Genomic DNA, 25,059 nt, shown 5'->3' on the forward strand with positions numbered 1-25,059 from the left:
TTGCGCCGACTATATCTAAATATTTGTAGAGTATGCGAGACATTTATTATTCTATTGTTATTTGTCCATTAACTAAAAGTGGTAAAAGTTCATCACGTTGCCTAGTCAATTCTTCAATATTTGATTCATTTTGAAGATACATTTTTATAATATTAGAGACTTGTTCCGAAAAACAAATAATCAATTCACGAGTTGGTTTACATAACTTTATGCTGTTTAGGTTTTCTCGTGTTAGTTGTGGCTGTCCTGATCCAGAGATAGCTCCATCAATATTTGCATACTGTAAAGCCTGTTTGATATATTCATTGTGTATTAAATCGTCAATCATTTTAATAACCATTGCATTTCCTGTAATCCAAGAAAATGGAGCAGTTCTATTTACTGTACCACAACTATTTCCTCGACAAGCCATAGCTATTTCGCTATTTTCGTGGTTATAAGTGTGATATTTTCCTATAACACCATTAGCACCATAAACTTTGTATTTAGCGGATTCGTCGAGTTCTGACAACCCTAATGTTTTAGGTTGGTACATTTGGCATTCGTTACCAAGCGTTGTTGATTCCCATCCCTTTGGTATAAATCTCTTTAGCTTTTCATTCCAAACCATTTCACCACCACTCGACTTGTATGGTTTGCCCTCCTCATTCGGAAAATCAAACTGCACAAACCAGTAGTCGTAGAGCTGCTTTACCATCGCTTCTAAATTCTGATTTATCGCTCGATTAAGTTCAATCTTACGATCGAGACTACGAAGCAGCTTGCCAATACGTTTCTGCTCAGTTAATTCAGGAATCCACACGGTACAATCCCTGATTTTATCAGGCGAAGTATGACGAATTTTGGTTTGTTGGGCAGCAGCACTTAATTGTTGTTTGACTAAAGTAGAAGATATGAGATAGAAAGCGAAATCCTTGTCTAACAGTTCTTCTTTACAAATAATCTTTGCCACATCTTGACTTTGAATATATTTACCGCTTTCGGGGATAATGGCGGTAGAGCCAAGCAGACCAATAGCCTGTTCGGTCAGAGGGGTAATAACATCCCCTTCTTCCATTAAAAACTCCGGTTTGAAATCACCGATGTAGTATAGGTTGTCTTTTGACTTGTTTTCCTTGAAGCAATTATTCTGATAGTCGAAGTTGCCGCAAGTCAAACGAATGTATTTTCCCTCAGTGGCGTAAAACTCGCCACTGAGACTTGCCCCTCTTGTAACATCAAGTATTTCTCCCAATTTATATTTTTTCAATTCCATCACTTCATCTTATTACTTTTCACCCAACATTCCCCTAACTTCTTTATCGAAGTCAGAATCAATCCGTTGGGTTTTATTGAAAATATCGTATTCGCTTTCTGCCTTTGATTTGGCTTGTGCCGCAGAAATGCGTCCTTTATCCGGCAATATCTGATATTTGCGGAAGGTCAAAAACTCGTTGACACTGGTTGCAAACTGCTCCATATTAAACGTGTTCTCTCGTTCAATGAGGTCTTCGATATAATCAAAATATCCCGTTACGGCACGTTCCAACCGACGGACTTCATTTTCCTGCAAATAGTTCTTGGCTATTGACACATCCGATTTCAAGATACGTCCATCGGGAGCATTCTTCCATGTGGTCAGTCCCATGTGTTCTTGGGTATGGTCAGCCTTAGTGTAGATGATTTCTGCTGCCGTTTGCCCTGTAATGGCATAATGAAAGCGATTCTGTATCATGGCATAGAAATCGTGTGTGGTAGGCGAGTTCTTGTCATAGTCAATACTGCACTCTGCATATATGTCGGTAATCTGTTGCCAAATACGCCGTTCACTGGCACGGATGGAACGTACCCTTTCCAACAATTCACGGAAATAGTCTTTTCCGAATACTGCCGTTCCCTGTTTTAAGCGTTCATCATCAAGCACAAAGCCTTTCTTGATATACTCATTCAGAATCTTGGTAGCCCACTGACGGAACTTGGTAGCTTTTGGGGAAGATACACGATAGCCAACAGCAATAATCATATCAAGATTATAGAAATCAACTAGCTCTTCAACCTCGCCTCTTATGCCTCGATTTACGACGGTTGCAATTTTTGCAACTGTCGTGTCTTGCTGTAGTTCTTCCTCTTTAAATATATTGGCTATGTGGCGGCTAATACCCGATTTGTCAATACCGAAAAGTTCTGCCATAGCCTTTTGCGTACACCAAATGGTTTCGTCTTTTATAACCACCTGTACTCTTCCCTCTTTATCGGGAAGATTGTATAACAAAAACTGTATTTCGTTACTCATTGTTTCCTACATTTTCGTTGAACTGCAAAGCATCCAACTGCTTCATAATTTCCTCTTCCAACCGATGGCTTTCTTTAAATTGCTCGGAGAGTGTTTGTTTATAATTTGCCATACGGTTGTTAAACTCCTCTTCGGTTATATCTACGTAGTCTATTTTAATGTCGAAATATTGTCCGGCAGAAAGAGAATATCCTTTTTCCTTTATCTCATCGTAAGAAACAGCCACAGAAAAATCCTCCACTGCCTCCTTGCGCTGGAATGTGCCAACAATCTTTTCTATCTCGTCATCGTTCAGACGCACCTTTTTCAATCCGTTAGCATCTTTATATTCCTCGCCCAATTTGCTGGCATCAATCAAGATTACTTTGTCAGTGGTTGCAGACTTATCAAAGAACAGCACACTGACATTCGTACCTGTATTGGCAAAAACGTTGCTTGGCATGGAAACACAGCCGAACACCACTTTGTCATCTACAATTTTATGAAGAATTTTGTTCTCAATACCACTTTTAGCCGTGATAAAACCTGTAGGAATGACAATTGCACCTTTGCCTGTCTTTTTCAGTGAATTGATAACGTGCTGAATGAAACAGGTGTATATTGCCATTGATTCTTTCTTTTTGGCGGGTACATTGGGGACTCCAGCCCAAAAACGGGCTGGCATCGCAGCTATCTTTTCGCGAGTGTCCGAGAAGTCCATCTTGAAAGGAGGATTGCTCACCACAAAATCAAACTGACGCAACTGCTGTCCGTCATCGCTCTTGTGGTATGGGCTTACAAGCGTGTCACCTTGAATAGCATTATCAAGCGAAGACACAAGTCCGTTAAGCAGCAGATTAAGTTTCAACATTTTGTTGCTTCGCTGGGAAATATCTTGCGAAAAGATGGTACAGCGTTCTTCTCCTATTTGATGACTAAGTGCCATCAGAAGCGTACCAGTTCCTGCCGAGGGGTCATAACATTCCATGCTATGCAAATCAGCATTATCCCCCACTAACAGACGAGCCATAATCGTTGCTATGGCATGAGGCGTATAATACTCCGCATATTTTCCACCTCCAGCGGTATTATAGTCCTTAATCAAATACTCAAAGATGCTGGAGAAGAAATCGTAATTCTGTGCAAACGCTTCTTCAAAGGAGAAATTCACGAGTTTATCCACCAAAGCACGGGCGAAGGGCGCACGTTGTGCCGAATCGGTCACAAACGGTGTCAATGCCTCGAACAATGGAATCTTCGTATTGGCTGTGGTCTGCGTAGAGAATATATCCGCATTCAACTCTGCAATGTCCGTCATGGTAGAATCGAAGATGGTATCAAAATCACCTTTCCCCTGCTGGTTCCACAGGTGGGCTATCAGATGGTAAGGTTCAAGCATCGGAACATCTGGAGAGATGGCACTCTGAATAAGCATACGTTCATCATCAGAAAGATTCTCGTATGCTGTTTCCCATTTTACATCCCCGGTCAGTTTCTTTGCTATTTCACTTTTCGCATTTTTCAGTTCATAACCGAATTTGTCATTCAGAAATTTATAGAGAAATACCTGAGTGATAATCTTATATTCGTTACCATCGTTTCCCATACCATATGACTGGCAGGTGGCTTTAAGTCCGTCGATGAGCCTTAATGTTTTTTCTTTAATATCTGACATAATCTTTATGAAATGCCGTAAGTGGCGTTATATTGGTTGATATACTGTTGTGAAATGCGTGTCTGAATAAATTTGTAATCCTCCATTTCGGGCTTTATTTGCGGAAAATGATACAGGCATCCGTTGATAAGCGCCATCACCGTGCGTCCGAAATAAGCATCCTTTTTCAGAATGTCGTTACGATCATACACTTTGGCATCCACATCCTCTTTTATAATATTGAGAATGGCAGCAATCTCTTCGTCAAGGAAAGAGAACATAGGCTTCTGTCCCTTATCTTCCCTCTGCTTATTCACTTCACGAATACGCTTGTGTACACGAGCAAATTTTTCATCGCCCTTGTACTTTTTCAACAAGACATTATTGCGTTTTTGTAAGTCTTGCAGACGACCGATGATTTCATCCAAAGCCTGTGTTTCTTCGTTGAACTTGGCTATCGTGTCAATCACAAAACCGTGTTCTTTGAAGCGTTCCATAAAAGCTTCACGCAACGAGATAAACTCCGGATCGTCTTGGTCGAAGTTTTGGGTAAATGAAGAAATGGTACGTTGCCATTTCTCTTTCAATTCCACACCACCGGATATAAGGCGCATCTCCTCTTGTCCTATTTTGGAGAAAGTGAACTCTATATCCATCATTGCCTCATTGATTAGAGTTTTCGTTTCCTCATTTGTATTGAAAGCCTCTTTCTGATTGATGATACTTATCCTTCTCTGTACCTCAGAGAGCAGTTGCGGCAGCTTGGTGATTTCAAGTTTGGCAAATTGCTCTTTCATTTCATCATCACCGAATGTACGCACGATGTTCGCCATGTTCTTGGCTGATTCCAACGCCTGTTTCAGGTCGAGCAGCACAGCCTTATCCTCTTCGGTGGAGATTTCAGAAGAAAACTCTTCCGCATTGTCGTATGTATAATTGAAGAGCGTTTGCCGAACTTTCTTCATTTGGTTCAATATCTCTTCCTTGTCCTCAATGACTTGGGTAAAGGTATCGGTAGCAGCGGATTCGCCAGTCTCATCCACGTCATTAAAGCGGTTTAATTCTTGTAAATATGCTTCGTTGGTTTCCTTAAAGTTGCGCTTGATGTCGGCAAAGTCAATGACAAAACCGTAACGCATACCGGGATAAGGACGGTTTACACGTGTTATGGCTTGAAGCAGATTGTGGTCTTTCAATTTGCGCCCGAAATACAGGCGTTTCAAACGCGGCGCATCAAAACCAGTCAAAAGCATATTGAAGACAATGAGAATATCCACTGTCATATTTTTCTTGAAGTCCTTGACTATTTGCTTGCGAGTTTCCTTGTCATCCGTATCGTGAAGAATGATTCCGGCTTTCAGCGGTCTGTATTTTGATTTGTAATCCACTTCCGGTTCACCCACTACATACGAACCATCGGAAAGTTTTATCTTGATGGGCTTCGGCTGATACTTCTGCCATTCTTCTTGGAATACATCATAAAGCCGCCTTGCCTGTTCGCTGGTTTCACAAATGACCATACCGCCTAAAGTATCATCTCCTTGTATCTTGCGAAACTCCTTTAAGTCCGTCATAATGTAACGGGCTAACTCGCTTACATAACTTGGATGCTCTATGATTTCCGACTTACGAATGTCTTTCTTTTGCACAAGGGTTTCCAGTTTGTCGTACACATCAGACAAACGCTCTTTGTAGGAAGTTTCTATATCCTCACGTATGATTTTCAGCGTGTAGCCATCGGCAATAGATTTATCGTAGTAATAGGTGTGCAGATAGTTTCCGAACACCTTGCAACTGGCACGTTCCTCCTTTAACAACGGTGTACCTGTAAGTGCGATTTTAATCGCATCGGTATCGGCATCAAAAAGATTGGCAAGAAAGCAGCCGCCGGGTTTATATCCTCGGTGTGCCTCGTCAAGAATGAAGATGCGTTGAAGATTGGTTGCATAATCACTGATGCGTACTTTTTCTTTATCCTCGGCAAAGCGTTGAATGTTCACAACCGTGATTTCTGCCTGTCCGCTTACACCTTGTTGTGCCTGATTACTGCGGAATTGTTCCATCAGTTCGGCTCTTGTATTGGCGGTAGATACAACCAATCCACGAGCTTCAAACTCTTGTGTGGCTTGTTCCAAAAGGTCAAGGCGGTCTACTATGAAATAGAATTTAGCGACCTTATTCTGTTTGGAATAGAAATCGTTAAGAATATAGGTCAGATAGTATGACAAGGCGGTTTTACCACTTCCTTGTGTATGCCAGACTACGCCAGATTTCACTCCCTCTGCCAGTTTTTGGCGAATAGCTAACGATGCAAACAATTGTTGGTAACGCATGATATGCTTTTGGTCGGTAGATTCTATCTTTCCATCCACCTCACGCTCCATACGGACATAGGCAATACCATATCTAATGATATACAACAACCGTTCAGGCGAACACATGGATGTTAGGATTCTGTTTGTAGGGGTGTTGAAACCGAGATTTGTCTGGTACTCAGGACTTGTATGAATGACTTGGCAATTGTAATCAGACAATATCTGTTTTTCCACCGTCTTGTCAATCTCCTTGTACAGATAGTCACGATGGAACGGTGCTATTTTCTGACCGCTTAAATTTTCTTCACGGAAGCAATTGAATGGTGCGTATGAACGTGCCCCAGTACAATAGAAAGCCCCTTGTATGGGTACGATACCGCCCAACGCATCATATTCCATATTATTGCTGAATATCATCAACTGTGTAATGTTGATGAAGCGGCGAAACTTTTTATTTGGGAAGCGCTCTTTATTCATTCGTGCGCTCTCTGCCAACATACCACCATGATTGTTGGGTTTCTTCACTTCTACAAAGCAAAGTGGCAATCCGTTTACGAATAAAGTAATGTCAGGACGAAATTCGTCTTGTCCGTTCTTACAGGTAAATTCGGCTGTGAAATGGAACGTATTATTCCCAATGTTATCAAAGTCTATCAGCTTTACAGGCGAAACAGCTTTGAGACGGTTGTAAAAGCCTCGACCGAGGTCATCATCGTTCAGCTCCTTACGAATGTCTTTCAAAACTTGAAGATATTCTCCCTCATGTCCGGGATTCAGATTCTTAAACTGCCGTTCAAATACCTGCAAAAGAATATTCGTGTCACTGTCATAGACCGTGCCATTCTTATCTTCGCTCAACTTGCCGAAGTAGGTATATCCTATTCGGGTGAGGTGAACCATTGCAGGCATCTGCACCCGTGTAGCTTCCGAAAACTGTTTCATATCACCTATCCTTTTTGTCGGTTATCAAATCCTTCAAATCGACCTGCAATATCTCTGCTATCTGTTGCAAGGTCTCTAAATTTGGTTGAATCCTATTACAGGCATAAGCATTTACCATACTGAAACTCTTGTCGAGTTTTTTTGCCAACCATGTTTGAGAGATACCTTTTTCAGATAATACAGCCTTTATTCTATTCAGTTTCATTCTTTGATGCGATTTTATAATGCAAATATAGTGAATTATATTCGATAAACTGGGATTATTTTTGTACTTTTGTGTACGAAATAAAATTAATATGGATACAGTTAGAAAAAGAGGCGAAATAATTAGCATTGAACAACGTTCGTTAGTATCTCAGAGATATAGACGCATAACAAGAGCGGTTAATTCGGAATTTTGGGGTAGCACCAGCGAAACTGCTCATAGTTTATATGTGGGCTCTTATGGTAGAGGTACTGCTATTGATACAAGTGACATTGATATACTTGTCGAATTGCCACGAGACGAATATAATAAATATGACGCACTAAGAGGAAATGGTCAGTCCAGATTACTACAAGCATTGAAGAATGCAATTTTACAAACCTATCCGAACAGTGATATTCATGGAGATGGGCAAGTCGTTGTGATAAACTTTTCCGATGGGATTAAATTTGAAGTTCTACCAGCTTTTCGTCAATTAGATTGGTGGGGTAATTGGAATGGGAAATACGACTATCCAGATTCGAATATGGGTGGCAACTGGTTGACAACTAATCCCAAAAGCGAGCAACAGGCAATGAAGGAAAAAAATGTTGCAAGCAATGGTTTGTTATTCGACACATGTAAGCACATGCGTGAAATTCGTGATAACTATTTTAGGAGTTACCATCTTCCGGGAATCGTGATTGATAGTTTTGTTTATCATAATATTGCTGATTGGCACTGGCTAAGAGAAGGAGAACAAAGTTCTAATCAACCAATAGGAACTTACGAAAAAAGGCTTTATGATTCATGCCCTGTTTGGAGCTTTAATCTGACAGCACCAGGAAGCAACATGCCAGTAGATACATATAAATACATTGATGTATTAATCAAAGTTTTAAAATACATGACAGAAGAATAAATCATATGGACGAACAAATAAAAATTCTTTATAGGGAGATTCTTGAGCGTTTTAACAAAATAATTTGGACGCACAAAATTCATTTATGTCAAGCGAATATATACCTATCAAAGAAGAAAAAACAAAATCAGATTCTTTTAGTATTTTCTGTTTTGGTATCAGCTTCTGCAATTACAAATATATTCAAGTGGCTACCTGAAATTGTCATTGTCCCATTAATGGCTTTCTTAGCGTTGACATTAACATATTTCACCACCAAATACAAAGCTGAAAATCTAGAAAAGAAGGCAGCTGACAGCGAAAGATTTGCTGCTGTTATGCACGATTTGCGCAATAAGTATGCGGGATTCTTATCAGATATAAAGGCAGAGCTGTACACAAAAGAACAAATTTCTAAAAAGCGAACAGAATTAGAACATATAGAAAATATAGTTTATTCGGGGCTTGTTCCACAAACATCAAAAGAAGCAGTAGATGCAGCATCTTTTGCATTAAAAAACAAACAAGAATCAACTACCACAAACGAAGAAATTCTCCAAATGATTTCTGACAACTTGCAAGTATAAGATTAATTACATGCGCTATTATTAGGAATATAAGATGAATCATAGCAACGCATTCTCACTATCTTTTCCCGAAGCCAAGACAATCATTGTTTCGGGGGATATTCATGGAAACTTTAATCAGTTAGTGTTCAAACTCTGCATTCAATATAAGTTGACGGACACCCTATTGATTGTTGCTGGGGATTGTGGTTTTGGCTTTGAAAAGAAAGAATACTATGAGCAAATGATTAGACGAAATGCCAAGAGAATGAATCAAGCCAACAATTGGATTGTATTTGTGCGTGGCAATCATGATAATCCTGCTTATTTCGATGGAACAACATTCAACTACAAACGCTTCATCGCTGTTCCTGATTATACTATTCTTCAAGCCTGCAATCATACCATCCTTTGTGTAGGTGGAGCTATCTCTATTGACCGTATTTATCGCATAAATGAATGGTACAAACGGAAATATCGTGTTCACTCCAATGAGTCGCAAGAAAATGATATTCCTCGCAATTTATATTGGCGGAATGAAGTTCCTGTTTACGACGCTGATAAGATAAACACCATCAGTGCAGATTTCTTAATTGATACAGTTGTCACACATACCGCGCCATCACATTGTGAGTTATTCTCAAAAAGCAACCTTAACCAATGGGCTAAAAACGAGTCATCACTTCTTAAAGATGTACAATCTGAAAGAAAAACAATGGATATGATCCTGCATCATCTCAAAACTGACAATCATCCGGTGAACCATTGGTATTATGGTCATTTTCACCAAAGTTGGCATTCCGCTATTGACGGAATATTATATCAGATGCTCGACATTATGGAGTTCAGCCAAGTCTATTGATTTATACCATTTCAGGTATAATATTGATGTCCGATGCAGAATTACACCCGATATGATATAATGGTTTCCTCCGAATAAAAGTGTACCATTTATGGCATACAAACACTTTTTCAAGCGAATAATTCAGTTTTGCTACACTTTTTCCAACGAATCGAGTACCGAACGCAAAAATTCCACCGCAAGCCACAGAAATCCCAAGAAAATCACTACCTTTGCATTCAACAAGCGTTCTGTAACATCCATACGGAAAAGCCATATCATTCAACACGTTGAAACTGATAACGGACATTCTACAAAAGGACTGAAAAGAGGCGGTACAACACGTATATGCAAAGCTATGAAATACAATGATTTGCATTTGTCTCCATATTCTGTGTACTTGTAAAAACAGAGGTTGTACCGATTAAAATGAATAGTCGCTGATAATCAGCGATGTAAATATGCGCATCGGCAAATGACAAATATTTAAACAGCTGATTACCAGTAATTTAATAATATTTATAGAATCCCTTTAAATACTATGCTAAAAATGGATATAACACACTGATAATCTGTATTATAAAGCAGTACAATTCCCAACAGAAAATTTTATAAAAAACAATTTTGTCCCCCAGACACTCGAGGGACATTTTTTTGTCCCTTTTGTTCCTCGAAATTCCCAAGGGACAAAAGAGGCATTTTCAGGATGTAAAATACAGAACTTCTCATTCTAAAAACCATAGATATATTTAGCACATCGAAGAATGTATTTGTATTTCATATATCTTTTCTTGTAAAACTCTTATTCCTAGACAATATTTTTTAAATATATTCTCCAATATCCTTCTGATAACAAGGCGTGACTTTTCCACAAGAATACTTAGACATATCCTATTTTCTCTCCCATATATCTAAAACAAGTATTATAAACACATCACTTTATTCTAGAAATAATAACTGAAGGGCATATATATCATTCATATATACAAGATAATAAAATGGGGTATAAAATAAGACGACAATCATAATGAAATCAAAAATAAAATTCCTCAAATGATATTTTTGATTCGCATCATGTGATAAAATATTAAATAAACAAGTAACTTTACATTAAATCTAAGAGGAAACTCTATGCAAAACATTAATATAGAAAATCATGGATTTACAACGAATAATCTATTTGGTTAAAGAAACCAAAGAAATCATCACAAACCGGGAAATGGCAGCCCATGTAAAAGAAAAAGGAGTTGCCGATTATGTCACGCAAGTGGATGTAGCCGTACAGAACTTCCTAAAAGAAGAATTATATAAACTATACCCAGAAATCCAATTTCTCGGAGAAGAAACCGGCTTGCAACAGATGAACACAGATAGTTATTGGATTCTAGACCCCGTGGATGGAACAACCAATCTCATACACGACTATCACCACAGCGTAGTATCATTGGCGCTTTGCCAACAAAATGAAATTGTATTAGGCATTGTCTATGACCCATACCATGATGAGGTTTTCTCTGCAGTCAAAGGAGAAGGTAGTTTCTTGAATGGCAAGCCTATCCATGTTTCCTCTGCCAAAAAACTGTCGGAAACTATCATCGGTATCGGAACTGCTAAAAGAGAACTGGCTAAAGAAAACTTTACTAGGTTTCTCAAGGTCTACGAAAACTCACAAGACATCCGAAGATTGGGGTCTGCGGCACTGGAACTAGCATATACAGCATGTGGCCGGCAAGGTGGATATTTTGAAGTGTATCTGAACCCTTGGGACTATGCTGCAGGCATACTTTTGGTAGAAGAGGCAGGAGGAAAGGTAACTGACTGGATTGGGAATAAGCTTAATCCCAGACAAGGAAACCAAGTAATCGGAACAAACGGAAATATCCATCAAGAACTTCTCAGAATATTATAATAAGAGATCCTTATTTTCAGTTTAATACAAGCTGCAAAAGAAAATCTATATTATGGCAAGCAATATTGAATTTGTAGAGTTTATATGCTATCAACTACAAGAGCTGGGGCATATCCGTTTTCGAAAGATGTTTGGGGACTATATGGTATATGTAAACGAAAAGCTGTTATTAATGTTGCAAAGATCAAAAAAGAAATAATTGTGGAGGATGTCCTCTTTTTCCTTGTTCGCACTTCGTGAATGACTCTTCTATATCTAAAGAAGAAAACGAGAAGAATCTAAAAAAAGATGATTGACAATCTTTCGGAATTCAATCAATAGATTAAAGAATTTAAGCTAATACAAAGTAAGTACTCAGCACCCCCGTATTTTTACTCTCTGAAAGTTATTCTTAGTTTGCGCGAATTTAAAACGTGAAACAATGAAGAATTTTAGAGGAGAAAATACGGGGGGCAGTATTAGGTATAGTTTTGTAAAAACGCTTTCTTTTACTACTATTTACTGAATGTCCCTATTTAGTATGCACATTTTTCAATGTATCCTTCCTGTTCATACACCCTACCATAGTGATGAATCATTCCAACCAACCCATTCAAACGTGAATCTATAATCTTCAGATTTTTATATCTAAGATATTGAGTGTCATACAGTCCCGTATTCCCAGATTTCAATCTTTCTTCAATATCTTCGGGAATAAGAAAACTCGCTCTGTCGCCCAAATATTTATAAAACTCTGATTGATATATACATATACTTGCCAGATCAAAATCTCCAAAATGTATATATCTATTAGGAATTTTGATAAGCCATTCCCTTAAATCTGCCGACTGGGGATATCTGGAAACAAACAAAACTTTATTATCTCCAAACAGATATTTCTGACTCCGTATACGACAGAAGTTCTCACCATTTTCCACTCCAACCACTCTCACGTCTGACGGTATATAAAATTCATCTGAATTTTTTTGATAAATCTTAGCCTCTTCTCCCCATACAGGTTAAGTCCTCTTGATCCATCAACCGGTGCCGCTAATGGAGAAATATTAAGACCTTTCTTCAAGAAGACCGGATTATACATAAAATAGGATAACCTGCGTCTGGCATCCCATGCCAATCTACCAATTTCCTCACCCCAAAGGATTACTTTTAACGACTGTACCATAATTTATCCTATTTAGAATTTCTGACACGCTGTACTTTTTTATCATCCCTACGCATCAGGTAAGGAGATTCGGGCAACTCCGGAAGAAGATTGTCTATAGTGCTAATCTGCCCGACCACTTTCAACAACACAATAAATGTTGACAACGAAATATTACCTGCTATACCATTCTCGAATTTGTGGATGGTTGTAAGTCCAATACCGGATTGCTCAGAAACATCTTTCTAAGTAAGATTGCAACGAATTCTATATTTTTTAAATCTGTTACCTAATAGCCTTACAAGCTCAGGCGTGGAGTATTCATAGAAATCTACCATATAAACCGCATTTATGTATTATTATAATGATAGTTACATATATTTCCAAGCATTAATCTTCAATATTATAAAGATTATAAATACGAAACTATGCAATTTCTGAGAATAAAACTAATTTTTATATGAAAACTTATCGTCAGATTCATAGTAACTGATTATAAATCCTATATTTTGTATTTGTTATATGTCCAATTTCGCTATTTTCCTCATAAAGTTTTTCGGGAAAAGCATTTTCCATCGCGGAACATCCTTTCCGGTGTTATGCCTGCTGGTATGTACATGTCCGAAAAGCTACCATGTACCACAGTAAGCTCCTCCATAACAAAGGAAGGGACAATGGTTCAGATAAATTTTCTGTTTATCTACTTCAATATGCATCTGCATCGTTATCTGTTCAAAGTACTTCGTATAATTCTGCCTGAGATTCTTAATATCATGATTACCAGCTATAAGATATATTTTCCCATTCAATCTGCATCGGTAAGATTATCACTTATACCTTCTACCATCATTACCAAATTCCTCCACCCCAATGCATAATACCTAGTTTTGCTGTTATAGGATGACAAGTGGAGCATACTCTTTTCCAAACGTTTACATAGAGTACCACACCTCCGTTTTCAGCATGAAGAAGTTTCATGTCTTTTTTGATTGCAAAGCAACTGAGGATTCCCTAACTGTACAATGTGTACTTTATCGGATACTTACATACAATTTGAACATATTGCAGTATTTTATTCCCAACCATATATTTTTTCCTGTGCAACATAAATTCCCTGCAAAATCATCCGTCATACAATAAATCTCTGTAACTTTAGCCGCTGATAACATAGCAGTAAACGTTTAAATGTTACAATCCGGCACTATAAACTTAACATTTTATTGCTATCTTATTTATTCTCAATGAAAAGCTTATACTCTAACACCATATTATGTTAGAGTATAAAACACAAGAGAAACGATATTCTTCGGGTCTAACCCCGTTTTTATATCGAACTCGGTTATGAGAGTAACCATAGATTGCGCATATTCTTGCACAGCTATGAGTCAAACTTAACAATTGAAGTCTGTTAAACTAAAAGCAAAAAATGAAAGGTTCGGTAAATATCAGTGACTATTTCTACGGCGCAAAGACACAGTTTATTATACCCCTCTACCAGCGTAAGTATGCATGGCAGAAAAAGCATTGTGTACGTTTATTTGAAGATCTGATAAAAATTCATAAAGAAGAATTGCAAAGCCATTTTTTCGGAAGTATTGTTGCAACAAAAGCCAGCGAGGTTGAAGACGATTTGCTGATTATCGATGGTCAGCAGCGTATCACAACTTTATCGCTCCTGATTCTGGCCGCTTTCAATGCAGTTGCCAATGGCGATATGCAACCTGGCAATGAAGATATTGAGGAAGTAAGGAAAAACTATCTCTATGCCATAAGAAAAAGAATTGACAGACAGATAAAACTGCGCCCGATTGAAGGAGATATCGAAGCATATGATGCACTGTTTACCAACAATTCAGATGATTTCATCAAGAATACAGGCATTACTGCAAACTACGAACTTTTTTACCAATTAATTCAGATAAGCAACCTCACTTTTGAGGAGCTTATTAAAGCCATCGAGAAACTGGAAGTGATTGATATTCGTTTGGAAGCGAAAGATAATCCACAGTTGATTTTTGAATCTCTAAACTCGTGCGGCAAAGACCTTGAAGAGGCAGATAAGGTACGCAACTACCTGCTCATGTCACTTTCTTCCAAGAAGCAGGAAGACTACTACCATGCCTACTGGAGCAAAATAGAAAAACTGACAGATGGAGAGCCGACAATGTTTATCCGTGATTATCTGACACTAAAGAAAGGCACGATCAGCAATATTGAGGACTTATATTTTGACTTCAAATCATACGATATGAAGTCTCACATCGACCGTCAAGTCCTCCTTGAAGACATGTTGAAGTTTGCCAAATATTATCGGCAGATACTCAAAGGCGAAACCAGCCATGCCCGTCTCAACCGCAAGCTGAAACAGATTGCAACCATAGAATCTCTTGTACACCTGCCCTACCTGTTGTCATTCTTTGACTATGCGTCAACGAATAACCTGAACGAAACCGAACAGTATGAAGTATTGGACACAATCGAAAACTACTGGGCCCGCCGGATTATCTGCAACTACCCTGCAAATGCGCTTCAAAAGATGTTTGCTACTCTCCATAATGATATTTTGAAGATATACAAACGCCATAAGGAAAGAGATGCCGAGTTACTTCTACCGTACTCTCAGATCCTCAAATTCATTTTGCTCAGGAAACAAGGAACCGTATCATTTCCAAACGACAACGATGTTAAATCAGCCTTTCCAACCAGACAGATTTATCGTATTCCAAGCAACTATAAGTTCTTCCTGTTCGAACGTATGGAAAATGAAAACAGTCCGGAGGCAAATGATACAATCGTAAAAAAAATGAAGGACGGCATATTCACCATAGCACACATCATGCCTCAGACACTAACACCTCAGTGGAAAGAAGAACTGGGAGAAAACTGGCAGCAGATATATGACACCTATCTCCACACTTTTGCCAACCTAACCCTTACCGGATTCAATACGTCATACAGCAACCACTCGTTTCAGGAGAAAAAGGACGGATACACAGACCGCAAAGGAAACAAGATTAACGGTTTTAAAAACTCGGCTTTCTGTTTGTCAAACTATCTAAAACAATGTTCTAAATGGACTATTGACGAGATTAAAGAAAGACAACAGATTCTTCTTGAAAACTTCCTCCGGCTATGGCCGATGATAAAGACGGAATATGTTCCACTGGAAAAGGAATATGAGTTGGTTTCATTTGACGACGACGAATATGAACTGAGTTGGCGGCAAATCATCGGTTATCGCTACAGAAACGAACGGCATGCAGTCTCAAACTGGGTGGAAATGCTGGTACAAGTCTGCAAACTCATATACAATGAAAGTCCTTCTACAATGACCTATGTAGCCGGTAAGAATTACTGGATACATGCTTCCGAGGCCAAAGGAAGAAGCAAAGTGGCAGAACATTGTTACGTTCATACTTCTTGCAGTACAAACACCAAACGCAATATCTTGAACTACTTATTTAAAGAATGCGAGATACCGGCAAGCATTCTTGAATTTGAGCTGGTTCCACTGGCAGATAAAGTTATGGACTCCAATGAAGAGTAATTCTTTTTCATTGTTTGATTTTAATCCCGATTCACGAAAACGCATCAAAAACAATAACAAAAAAGAAACAGCTACATGCCCATCATCGAAATATCATCCCTATCCCACCCCGGAGTGGAAATTTTCAGCACGCTTACCGAAGCTCAGCTACGTAATCGCATCGAACCTACCAAAGGCATCTTCATTGCGGAAAGTCCCAAAGTCATTTCCGTTGCCATTGATGCAGGATATAAACCTCTGGCACTCCTATGCGAACAGAAACACATTACGGGTGATGCCGCAACCATCATTGGGCGCAGCGGAGACATTCCGGTCTATACAGGAACAAGGGAGTTGCTTGCCACGCTTACCGGATATACCCTGACCCGCGGCGTCCTTTGCGCCATGCGTCGTCCCACGCCACTCAGCCTTGAGGAAGTATGCCGGGAAGCCCGGCGTATCGTAGTGATAGACGGCGTGGTCGATACAACCAACATAGGAGCAATCTTCCGTTCGGCTGCCGCTCTCGGCATAGATGCCGTGCTGCTCACCCCCACCTCTTGCGACCCGCTCAACCGGCGTGCGGTCAGGGTATCCATGGGGTCGGTATTCCTCGTACCATGGACTTGGCTGGACGCTCCCATCGGCAGACTGAGCGACTTAGGTTTCCGCACGGCAGCTATGGCGCTTACCGACAACTCCATACCTATCGACAATCCTGCCTTGACCGCCGAACCTAAGCTGGCTATCATAATGGGTACCGAAGGAGACGGACTTTCACGCGAAACCATTGCCGGGAGCGACTACGTAGTCCGCATCCCCATGTCGCACGGCGTCGACTCGCTTAATGTGGCTGCCGCTGCTGCCGTAGCTTTCTGGCAACTTCGCACACCAGCTGCCGGAAAATAAAACAGGAAAATAAAGCCTGAAGCTTGTTTTTATTTTCCCGCTATCGCCACTTTAATCACCCCGTCCAGCCTGTTTTCGAATACGCGGTATGCTTCTTCGATTTTTGTCAGGGGAAAACGGTGTGTGATAAGCGGCGTGGTATCAATCTTTCCCGCCTCTATCAAACGGAGAATCTCGGCACAATCGCATCCATCCACTCCACCGGTCTTGAAAGTCAGATTCTTACCATACATATCGGGCAAAGGAAGTATTTGAGGATTATCATAAAGCGCCACAACCGTAACCACCGCATTGGGACGGGCACATTCCCACGCCAGGCGGAAAGTGTCTCCGGCTCCTGCCACTTCCAACACGACATCAGCGCCTCCGTGATCGCTGTTACGAAGTACAAACTCCTTACACTCTTCCGGCTCCGTCACCAATACATCAGGATAATGTTCACGGATAAACCGAATTCTTTCAGAGGACTTTTCACAAACAATGATACGCTTCGGTTTCTTCAGCATCACGCAAAGCAAAGTACATATCCCCGTAGGGCCGGCTCCTATGACAAGAACCGTATCCTCCCCGGAAATCTCCGAAATGCGTGCCGCCCAAAATCCCGTAGCCAGCACATCGCCTACAAAAAGCGCCTGTTCATCGCTCACCGAATCGGGAATGCGGTTCAATCCCCGGTCGGCATAAGGAACCCTGACATACTCCGCCTGACCGCCGTCAATACGGCATCCTAATGCCCAACCACCATTCACATCCGTACAGTTATTCACATATCCGTGTTGGCAGAAAAAACACTCACCGCAAAAAGTCTCAACATTGACAGTAACCCTGTCGCCTGGTTTGACCGAAGTAACACGACTCCCAACCTGTTCAACAACGCCCACCATTTCATGCCCTACCGTTATTCCCGGAACAGCACGCGGCACACTGCCATGTTTGATATGCAAATCACTGGTACAGATGCTACCAAGTGTCACGCGGACAATAGCGTCGCGAGAGTCCTTCAATTCGGGCTTTGGCTTGTCCAACAGACCGAATCTTCCATGTTCGATGTATGTATATGCAAGCATAATATCCTTCCTTAATAATCAGTTTCTGTTTTTTTGCGAATATAAACATAACATTTTGATAAAAGAGCAATAATAGATTTTTTTATAAACATCTCACGCCTAATAAGAATAAGAATGGCTACATTTGCAGATAGTTATCAGAGTCCTCACATAAACCGCAATTCACAATGAAAGAAAAAGAACTTGCCTTTTCAGATGTTCCCAATAATTTCCTATGGTGTATCAACCGGCAATGCAGTAAAGCAGAAACTTGCCTCAGGCAATTGGCAGAAAGGCTCTCGCCGGAAGAGCTTATATCTTGCAGTGCCATCAATCCCAAGCATTTAGCCAAGTTCAAGAATGAGTGCCCTTACTTTTGCTCCAATAAGCAGGTGAGGTATGCCAAAGGCTTTCTCGGGATTCTGGAAAACCTCACCGCCAAACAAACACACTTCTTCATCAACCGGGTCATCAGTAATTCCAGCCGCCGTACCTACTATCGTGTCCGCAATGGCGAACGGGCATTATCTCCTGCCGAGCAACAAAATATCATAAACATACTCAAAGAGTGCGGAGTAACTTTCTCCATTGAATTCGATTCTTACTTTGAAGATTATTATTGGAGCAATACATTATGACATGCCAACCTTTGCCTTTTAATAGGCAAGGTTGTGCCTATTAAAAGGCACATTTGTGCCAGCTAAGTGGCACGACATTTAGAATATAGCCTTATGATACCTGAGGGTTTTATGTATTAAGAAGAAACAAAAGAGTAAAAGAGAACGGGCTATTTACCATATATTTCACTATCTTTGTACAACTAACCAAAGCTTAACGATATGAAGAGACAGATTGGAGTGTTAACCGCTTCGTTGCTCATCCTGTCGGGTTGCGGCACAAGCCAAACGGCATCGGGCGATCCCGGTGCAATATTTGCAGGTGCAGCCATCGGCGGAAATGTCGGCGGTGCCATCGGCGGTCTGATAGGCGACAATAATGGCGGCTGGCGGGGCGGTTACCGGGGTTCGGCCATCGGTACAATTATCGGAACCATCGCCGGAGCAGCCATTGGAAATGCTGTGTCTGCTCCCAAACAAGAGGCATACGGTTACCGGATAGAAAGAACGGAGCCCTACAAGCCGCAGAACGAAACGTATCCCGCTCCAAGCGTCTTCGATAACCTAAGGATACGCAACATCCGTTTCATAGACGACAGCCGTGACCACGTAATCAGTTCGGGTGAGAAAAGCAAAGTAATTTTCGAAATCATGAACGAAGGTGAACAGACTATATATAATGTGGTACCGATGGTTACCGAAACCACAGGCATGAAGCGCATTTACATTTCACCACCTGTAATGGTGGAGCAAATCGCCCCTCACAACGGCGTGAAATACACCGCCACCATCAGCGCAGGCGAGCGGATAAAGACGGGAAATGTCACCATACGGGTGGCCGTAGCCGACGGAAACGGGCAACAATACGACTGGCAGGAGTTCTCACTTCCCACCGAGCGATAAACAAATTTTCGGAGTCTATACAGACTGAACACAGAGACGTAGAAAATTTAACAGCATGAAGAAAATAATACAGAGCATACCCTGATTCTCTGTATTTGAAAAGCAAAAGTTGAATACTTTATAAACGACAGATTATGGCCGACAACTATCTGGAAAACCAATACGAACAGTATCAGGCGCGCAAAGCTGCCTGGGAGAGGGAACGCAAATACGGAAAGAAGAAAAAGAAATCAGCGTATCCGCATCCCTTGCCGCAACAGAAGGATGCGGAAGATGTCCTGTCCGTTCCGGAAGAGGAGAATGACAACATTCCCTACATTATCAATACGGACAATGATAATTTGATTGACGATTAACCCCTCTCGCCATGTTGCACCATTTCCATACCCCCGTAGCAGACATACCATTGCCGGAAAGATTTACTTTCCCTTTTTGCTATACACCTCATCCGCTTTGCGTGGCAGCAGCGAAAGAGGTGCAAGCCTATCTCGGTTTGCAGGAAGCGTGGAAAGAAGAGTTGGCTCAGGGCAAGATGTTCGGTGTTCTGGTTGTAAGGACTCAAGAGGGTGAAACAGGATACCTGGCAGCATTCTCCGGCATACTGGCGGGCAGTAATGTGCATCCGTTTTTCGTACCGCCGGTCTACGACCTGTTGCAGCCGCAAGGGTTCTTCAAGATAGAGGAAGAACAGATTTCGCAAATCAACACGCGCATCGGACTGTTGGAAGAGGACGAAGAATACAAACGACAGGTACAACAACTGGCTGCCCTGCGGCAAACTGCCCAAGAAACGCTGGAAGAAGCCAAACGGCAGATGAAACGCGCCAAAGAGAAACGGGAAGAGCGAAGACGCGAAGCGGCTTTACCCAACGGTGCTCCAATGACGCCTGAGGAAGAGAGCGCCCTGATACGCGAAAGTCAGTTCCAAAAAGCCGAATACAAACGCATGGAACGTGCCTGGAAAGAGCGGATTGCTCCCTTACAGCAAACGGTTTCCGATTATGAGGCCGGCATACAGGCATTGAAAAGCGAACGTAAGCAACGTTCTGCCGCCTTGCAGCAAAAACTGTTCGAACAATTCAAAATGCTGAATTATCGGGGAGAAGTCAAAACGCTTTGCGACATCTTTGAGCAGACCGTACACAAAACCCCACCCGCAGGAGCCGGTGAGTGCGCCGCCCCCAAACTGTTGCAACAAGCCTATCTGCACGGGTGGAAGCCTGTTGCAATGGCAGAATTCTGGTGGGGAGAATCCCCCAAAACGGAAATACGGCATCACGGACATTACTATCCCGCCTGCAAAGGCAAGTGTGAGCCTATATTGGGACATATGCTGCAAGGTCTTGAAGTAGACGAGAACCCGATTCTGAAAGAGTTGCAGTCCGGCAAGAAAACATTGGACATTATCTACGAAGACGAATGGCTGGCGGTGGTTAATAAACCGGCAGGGATGTTGTCCGTACCCGGCAAGGAAGATGTGGTTTCCGTTTACAGCATGATGCGCGAGCGGTATCCCGATGCGGACGGTCCGTTGATTGTACACCGCCTGGATATGGCTACATCGGGACTGCTGGTGGTTGCAAAAACCAAGCAGGTCCACCAAAACCTGCAAGCGCAGTTTAAAAACCGCAGTATAGGCAAACGCTATATTGCGTTGCTTCAAGGCAGCGTTTCTCAAGATGCGGGAACGGTTGAACTGCCATTATGCCCGAACCCGCTCGACCGCCCCCGGCAAATGGTGCATACCGGATATGGCAAGCCTGCTGTAACAGACTTTGAAGTACTGGAACGCAAGGACAACCGTACCCGTATCGCCTTTTATCCCCGCACCGGACGCACCCACCAGCTTCGGGTGCATGCCGCCCACCCGCTCGGACTGCACTGCCCCATCATAGGCGACGAGCTCTATGGACGGAAAGCCGAACGCCTGTATCTGCACGCCGAAATGCTGGAGTTTACACATCCGGTGACCGGAAAGAGAATAAGCATCACTCAAAAAGCAGACTTCTAACCTATGAAGTAACCGATTATAACCGGCAACCGACGTTTATACCAACAGTAATCACTATTAATAACCCCAAAACAAGTATCCGATGAAAATCCTTCGACCCACCCCGCAAGATTATGACGAACTGCTCACCGTATGGGAAGCCTCCGTTCGCAGTACCCACCATTTCCTGACAGAAGAGAACATACAATTCTACAAGCCATTGGTACGAAACCAATATTTCCAGGCCGTAGAGCTTTACATCATCCGCAACCGGGAAGGAAAAATCGCTGCCTTTATGGGGCTAAGCGACGAACTCATTGAAATGCTCTTTGTACATCCCGATGAACAGGGAAAAGGATATGGCAAGCAGTTGATGCAATACGCACTCCACGAAAAACATATCTATAAGGTGGACGTCAATGAGCAAAACGAAAAAGCTCACCGGTTCTATCTGCACATGGGCTTTCAACTCATCGGAAGAGATGAAACCGACCCTTCGGGGAATCCTTTTCCCATTTTACACCTGCAATGGAAGCCGTAGATGAACACGCATTGCATAAAACAAAAACAGATTGACTTATGAAAATACATCACATCGCCATCTGGACTTTCCGTCTGGAAGAAATGAAAGAATTCTATATCCGTTACTTCAAAGGTACAAGCAATGAGAAATACGTCAACCCTCAAAAAGGATTTGAATCCTACTTTATCCGCTTCGACTGCGGAGCCGACCTGGAGCTGATGAGCCGTACCGATGTACAGAATACTCCCATCGGGGAAAACAGGCTCGGTTTGACCCACTTCGCCTTTGCACTCGACAGCAAAGAAGAGGTTCTCGAACTGACGGAAAAGCTGCGAAGTGCCGGATATACCATCAGCGGAGAACCCCGTACATCGGGAGACGGATATTTTGAAAGCGTAGTGCTCGACCCCGACGGCAACCGTGTGGAATGCGTGTTCAAAGCAGGCTGAAAAGTCATTTTACACAGAATTTAAATCAACGTCTTTCGTCCGGCATTGCACTAAGTTTCCTATGTTTGCAACATAATTCATAAGTAGATTTTAAATTTATCGGAAACCATGAAAATCATTGCATTCCTATTTACGGCATTTATCAGCCTGCAAATGTCCGGGCAAGAGAAATTCCCCGACGGCACGCCTATTCCCGACTGGTTCAGACAGAACGAAATCGTAAACATCGACACACTGGGCAAGAAGTATACCATTACCGATTACGGTGTGGCAAACGACAGTACAATCCTGCAAACGGAGAAAATACAGGCCGTCATCGACCGGGCAGCCGAGAATGGCGGCGGCGTTATCATCATCCCCAAAGGAACATTCCTCAGCGGCTCCATCTTCTTCAAGCCAAAAACGCATCTATACATGGAAGAAGGTGCAGTGCTGAAAGGAAGTGACGACATCAGCAACTTCGCCATTGTCAACACCCGCATAGAAGGACAAAGCCTGAAATACTTCGCCGCACTGGTGAATGCCGACAAAGTAAACGGATTTACCATTTCCGGCAAAGGCACAATCAACGGCAACGGGCACAGGTACTGGAAATCTTTCTGGCTGCGCCGGCAGGTTATCCCGAAATGTACCAATATGGACGAGTTGCGTCCCCGCCTGGTTTACATCTCCAACAGTAACGATGTGCAAATCTCCGGAGTACGCCTCATGAACTCTCCGTTCTGGACTACGCATATCTACCGCTGCAGTAACATAAAGCTGCTGAATCTCCATATTTTCGCTCCTGCCGCCCCGGTGAAAGCACCGAGCAGCGATGCGATCGATATTGACGTCTGCAGCAATGTACTGGTGAAAAACTGCTATATGTCCGTCAACGACGATGCCGTGGCACTGAAAGGCGGCAAAGGCCCGTGGGCGGATAAGGACCCTAATAACGGCAGCAACACCAACATTATCATAGAAGACTGCACGTACGGCTTCTGCCACAGCGGTCTGACATGCGGCAGCGAGTCGATACACAACCGCAACATCATTCTCCGCCGCTGCAAAATCAGCAATGCCACGCGCCTGTTGTGGCTGAAGATGCGTCCCGATACGCCGCAACACTACGAATATATCCTGGTGGAAGACATCACAGGCGATGCCAAGAGCATGCTGCTCATCAAACCGTGGACACAGTTCTTCGACCTCAAAGGCCGCAAGGACATCCCCCTCTCACGTGCCAACAACGTGACGCTGCGCAATATCAGCCTGAGCTGCGACATATTCTTCAACGTCAGAAAGTCCGACCAATACGAATTGAAGGATTTCACTTTCGAGAATTTGAATATCAAGGCAAAGAATGCCCAATGCGACAAAGAGATTATCTCTAATTTTGAGTGGAAGGACGTTAAGGTCAACCAATAATGCAGGTAGCAGACAGCAAACGCATCACGAGAAACGAATAAACTTCATTATCGTATAATTCGGGCACAAATAACGCGGACTTTCGTGGATACAATTAATAACATCCACGAAAGCCCGCGTCATTTATTTCCGGACAATTATTCAAAACTACGCAGCATGCTGATTTCTTCCGCCCAAAGCGTTTCATCCGGAGTTTCGAGTATCACCGGCATATCGTTAAAACGCTCGTCTTTCATAAAACGCTTGAAGAAATCCAAGCCGATAAGCCCCTTGCCGATACTGTCGTGACGGTCTACACGGCTACCCAACGCTTTTTTCGAATCGTTCAAGTGTATGGCGCGCAGAAAACCGAAGCCAACGGTCTTATCGAATTCGTCGAAAACCTTATCGTATTCATTTACGATATCATAACCCGCCGTATACGTATGGCACGTATCAAGGCAGACACCTACGCGCGACTTGTCTTCCACACGGTCGATGATATGTTTCAGTTGCCAAAACTCATTGCCTACATTGCTGCCCTGTCCTGCCGTATTTTCAATGACCGCCGTTACGCCTTGCGTCTTGCCTAAGGTAATATTAATTGATTCGGCAACCCTGTCCAGGCAAGCCTCAACCGAAATCTTATTTAAATGGCTGCCCGGATGGAAATTCAGCAGTTCCAGCCCCAGCTCCTCACAACGTCGCATCTCATCCAGAAAAGCCGCACGGCTCTTCTCCAACCCTTCTTCTTCGGGATGTCCCAGATTTATCAGATAACTGTCGTGTGGAAGAATATAACGTGCCTCCAAAGCATATTTCCTGCAATTCTCCTTAAACAAGGCAATACTTTCCTGCGTCAGGGGCTTCGCCACCCACTGACGCTGATTCTTGGTAAACAGGGCAAAAGCATTCGCTCCTATTCCATGGGCATTGACGGGAGCCAGCTCCACACCGCCGCCGGCAGATACATGTGCACCTATAAATTTCATATTTCGATTATTAT

Annotated in this window: 20 protein-coding genes and 4 pseudogenes; 13 read left to right on the plus strand and 11 right to left on the minus strand. The window is 42.2% G+C overall.

What is annotated here, in order from left to right; translation table 11 throughout:
• Nucleotides 1-46: 46 nt before the first annotated feature.
• Genes NQ565_RS14680 through NQ565_RS14700 form a run of 5 tightly spaced genes read right to left on the minus strand, consistent with a single transcriptional unit; the run spans nucleotide 47 to nucleotide 7,367 of the window.
• Nucleotides 47-1,255, minus strand: a complete 1,209-nt coding sequence (locus NQ565_RS14680; protein ID WP_005652541.1) for a restriction endonuclease subunit S — start codon at nucleotides 1,253-1,255, stop codon at nucleotides 47-49.
• A 12-nt stretch (nucleotides 1,256-1,267) separates the two neighbouring features.
• A complete protein-coding gene (locus NQ565_RS14685; protein WP_005652540.1) occupies nucleotides 1,268-2,272 on the minus strand; it encodes a virulence RhuM family protein in 1,005 nt (334 codons plus the stop codon).
• Complete coding sequence (locus tag NQ565_RS14690) at nucleotides 2,265-3,926, minus strand: HsdM family class I SAM-dependent methyltransferase (RefSeq protein WP_005652538.1); 1,662 nt, start codon at nucleotides 3,924-3,926, stop codon at nucleotides 2,265-2,267. Before NQ565_RS14690 ends, NQ565_RS14685 begins: the two co-directional genes overlap by 8 nt.
• 5 nt (nucleotides 3,927-3,931) lie before the next feature.
• Nucleotides 3,932-7,162 carry a type I restriction endonuclease subunit R gene (locus NQ565_RS14695; RefSeq protein ID WP_005652536.1) on the minus strand — a complete coding sequence of 1,077 codons (3,231 nt, stop codon included), beginning with the start codon at nucleotides 7,160-7,162 and terminating at the stop codon, nucleotides 3,932-3,934.
• Between the two features lies 1 nt (nucleotide 7,163).
• Nucleotides 7,164-7,367 (minus strand): helix-turn-helix domain-containing protein, encoded by a 204-nt coding sequence (locus NQ565_RS14700; RefSeq protein WP_004316526.1) that lies wholly within the window; start codon nucleotides 7,365-7,367, stop codon nucleotides 7,164-7,166.
• Between the two features lie 91 nt (nucleotides 7,368-7,458).
• Between NQ565_RS14700 and NQ565_RS14705 the strand changes: the two genes are divergently transcribed.
• The 4 genes from NQ565_RS14705 to NQ565_RS14720 all read left to right on the plus strand — a co-directional run bounded on the left by NQ565_RS14705 (nucleotide 7,459) and on the right by NQ565_RS14720 (nucleotide 11,563).
• Nucleotides 7,459-8,268 carry an SMODS domain-containing nucleotidyltransferase gene (locus NQ565_RS14705; protein WP_005652530.1) on the plus strand — a complete coding sequence of 270 codons (810 nt, stop codon included), beginning with the start codon at nucleotides 7,459-7,461 and terminating at the stop codon, nucleotides 8,266-8,268.
• A gap of 5 nt (nucleotides 8,269-8,273) precedes the next feature.
• Nucleotides 8,274-8,834 (plus strand): SLATT domain-containing protein, encoded by a 561-nt coding sequence (locus tag NQ565_RS14710; protein ID WP_005652528.1) that lies wholly within the window; start codon nucleotides 8,274-8,276, stop codon nucleotides 8,832-8,834.
• Nucleotides 8,835-8,868: 34 nt separating this feature from the next.
• Nucleotides 8,869-9,675, plus strand: a complete 807-nt coding sequence (locus NQ565_RS14715; RefSeq protein ID WP_005652526.1) for a metallophosphoesterase — start codon at nucleotides 8,869-8,871, stop codon at nucleotides 9,673-9,675.
• A 1,135-nt stretch (nucleotides 9,676-10,810) separates the two neighbouring features.
• Complete coding sequence (locus NQ565_RS14720) at nucleotides 10,811-11,563, plus strand: inositol monophosphatase family protein (RefSeq protein ID WP_005652520.1); 753 nt, start codon at nucleotides 10,811-10,813, stop codon at nucleotides 11,561-11,563.
• Nucleotides 11,564-12,078: 515 nt separating this feature from the next.
• Here the strand turns inward: NQ565_RS14720 and NQ565_RS14725 are convergent.
• The 4 pseudogenes from NQ565_RS14725 to NQ565_RS14735 form a co-directional block, all read right to left on the minus strand.
• A pseudogene (locus NQ565_RS14725) lies at nucleotides 12,079-12,513 on the minus strand (hypothetical protein); the annotation flags it as partial.
• Between the two features lie 12 nt (nucleotides 12,514-12,525).
• Nucleotides 12,526-12,725, minus strand: a pseudogene (locus NQ565_RS14730) (type II toxin-antitoxin system HipA family toxin); the annotation flags it as partial.
• A gap of 8 nt (nucleotides 12,726-12,733) precedes the next feature.
• Nucleotides 12,734-13,042: pseudogene (locus tag NQ565_RS17000) on the minus strand (helix-turn-helix domain-containing protein).
• A gap of 210 nt (nucleotides 13,043-13,252) precedes the next feature.
• Nucleotides 13,253-13,516: pseudogene (locus NQ565_RS14735) on the minus strand (metallophosphatase); the annotation flags it as partial.
• A 614-nt stretch (nucleotides 13,517-14,130) separates the two neighbouring features.
• On the opposite strand from NQ565_RS14735, the gene NQ565_RS14740 reads away from it, so the two are divergent.
• Nucleotides 14,131-16,251, plus strand: a complete 2,121-nt coding sequence (locus tag NQ565_RS14740; RefSeq protein ID WP_005652509.1) for a DUF262 domain-containing protein — start codon at nucleotides 14,131-14,133, stop codon at nucleotides 16,249-16,251.
• A 75-nt stretch (nucleotides 16,252-16,326) separates the two neighbouring features.
• On the plus strand, nucleotides 16,327-17,139 hold the full coding sequence (locus tag NQ565_RS14745) for a TrmH family RNA methyltransferase (RefSeq protein ID WP_005652507.1): 813 nt from the start codon (nucleotides 16,327-16,329) through the stop codon (nucleotides 17,137-17,139).
• Nucleotides 17,140-17,168: 29 nt separating this feature from the next.
• Here the strand turns inward: NQ565_RS14745 and NQ565_RS14750 are convergent, their stop codons facing one another.
• A complete protein-coding gene (locus NQ565_RS14750; protein WP_005652505.1) occupies nucleotides 17,169-18,206 on the minus strand; it encodes an alcohol dehydrogenase in 1,038 nt (345 codons plus the stop codon).
• Nucleotides 18,207-18,373: 167 nt separating this feature from the next.
• Here NQ565_RS14750 and NQ565_RS14755 point away from each other — a divergent pair, with 167 nt between their 5' ends.
• The 7 genes from NQ565_RS14755 to NQ565_RS14785 all read left to right on the plus strand — a co-directional run bounded on the left by NQ565_RS14755 (nucleotide 18,374) and on the right by NQ565_RS14785 (nucleotide 24,074).
• Nucleotides 18,374-18,823 carry a DUF6078 family protein gene (locus tag NQ565_RS14755; protein WP_005652503.1) on the plus strand — a complete coding sequence of 150 codons (450 nt, stop codon included), beginning with the start codon at nucleotides 18,374-18,376 and terminating at the stop codon, nucleotides 18,821-18,823.
• 201 nt (nucleotides 18,824-19,024) lie between these two features.
• Nucleotides 19,025-19,705 carry a hypothetical protein gene (locus NQ565_RS14760; RefSeq protein ID WP_005652502.1) on the plus strand — a complete coding sequence of 227 codons (681 nt, stop codon included), beginning with the start codon at nucleotides 19,025-19,027 and terminating at the stop codon, nucleotides 19,703-19,705.
• Between the two features lie 134 nt (nucleotides 19,706-19,839).
• The gene (locus NQ565_RS14765) at nucleotides 19,840-20,061 is read left to right on the plus strand and encodes a hypothetical protein (RefSeq protein WP_005652501.1); all 222 of its coding nucleotides are present in this window, start codon (nucleotides 19,840-19,842) and stop codon (nucleotides 20,059-20,061) included.
• An 11-nt stretch (nucleotides 20,062-20,072) separates the two neighbouring features.
• On the plus strand, nucleotides 20,073-21,716 hold the full coding sequence (locus tag NQ565_RS14770) for an RluA family pseudouridine synthase (RefSeq protein ID WP_175456013.1): 1,644 nt from the start codon (nucleotides 20,073-20,075) through the stop codon (nucleotides 21,714-21,716).
• Nucleotides 21,717-21,798: 82 nt separating this feature from the next.
• A complete protein-coding gene (locus NQ565_RS14775; RefSeq protein ID WP_005652499.1) occupies nucleotides 21,799-22,236 on the plus strand; it encodes a GNAT family N-acetyltransferase in 438 nt (145 codons plus the stop codon).
• A 38-nt stretch (nucleotides 22,237-22,274) separates the two neighbouring features.
• The gene (locus NQ565_RS14780) at nucleotides 22,275-22,667 is read left to right on the plus strand and encodes a VOC family protein (RefSeq protein ID WP_005652498.1); all 393 of its coding nucleotides are present in this window, start codon (nucleotides 22,275-22,277) and stop codon (nucleotides 22,665-22,667) included.
• A 108-nt stretch (nucleotides 22,668-22,775) separates the two neighbouring features.
• Nucleotides 22,776-24,074: a rhamnogalacturonidase gene (locus tag NQ565_RS14785; RefSeq protein WP_005652497.1), complete on the plus strand. Its 1,299-nt coding sequence runs from the start codon at nucleotides 22,776-22,778 to the stop codon at nucleotides 24,072-24,074.
• 137 nt (nucleotides 24,075-24,211) lie between these two features.
• On the opposite strand, the gene nfo is transcribed toward NQ565_RS14785, so the two are convergent.
• Nucleotides 24,212-25,045 (minus strand): deoxyribonuclease IV, encoded by an 834-nt coding sequence (gene nfo, locus NQ565_RS14790; protein WP_005652496.1) that lies wholly within the window; start codon nucleotides 25,043-25,045, stop codon nucleotides 24,212-24,214.
• Nucleotides 25,046-25,059 lie beyond the last annotated feature (14 nt).

Source organism: Bacteroides stercoris ATCC 43183 (assembly GCF_025147325.1).
GTDB classification, from domain to species: domain Bacteria; phylum Bacteroidota; class Bacteroidia; order Bacteroidales; family Bacteroidaceae; genus Bacteroides; species Bacteroides stercoris.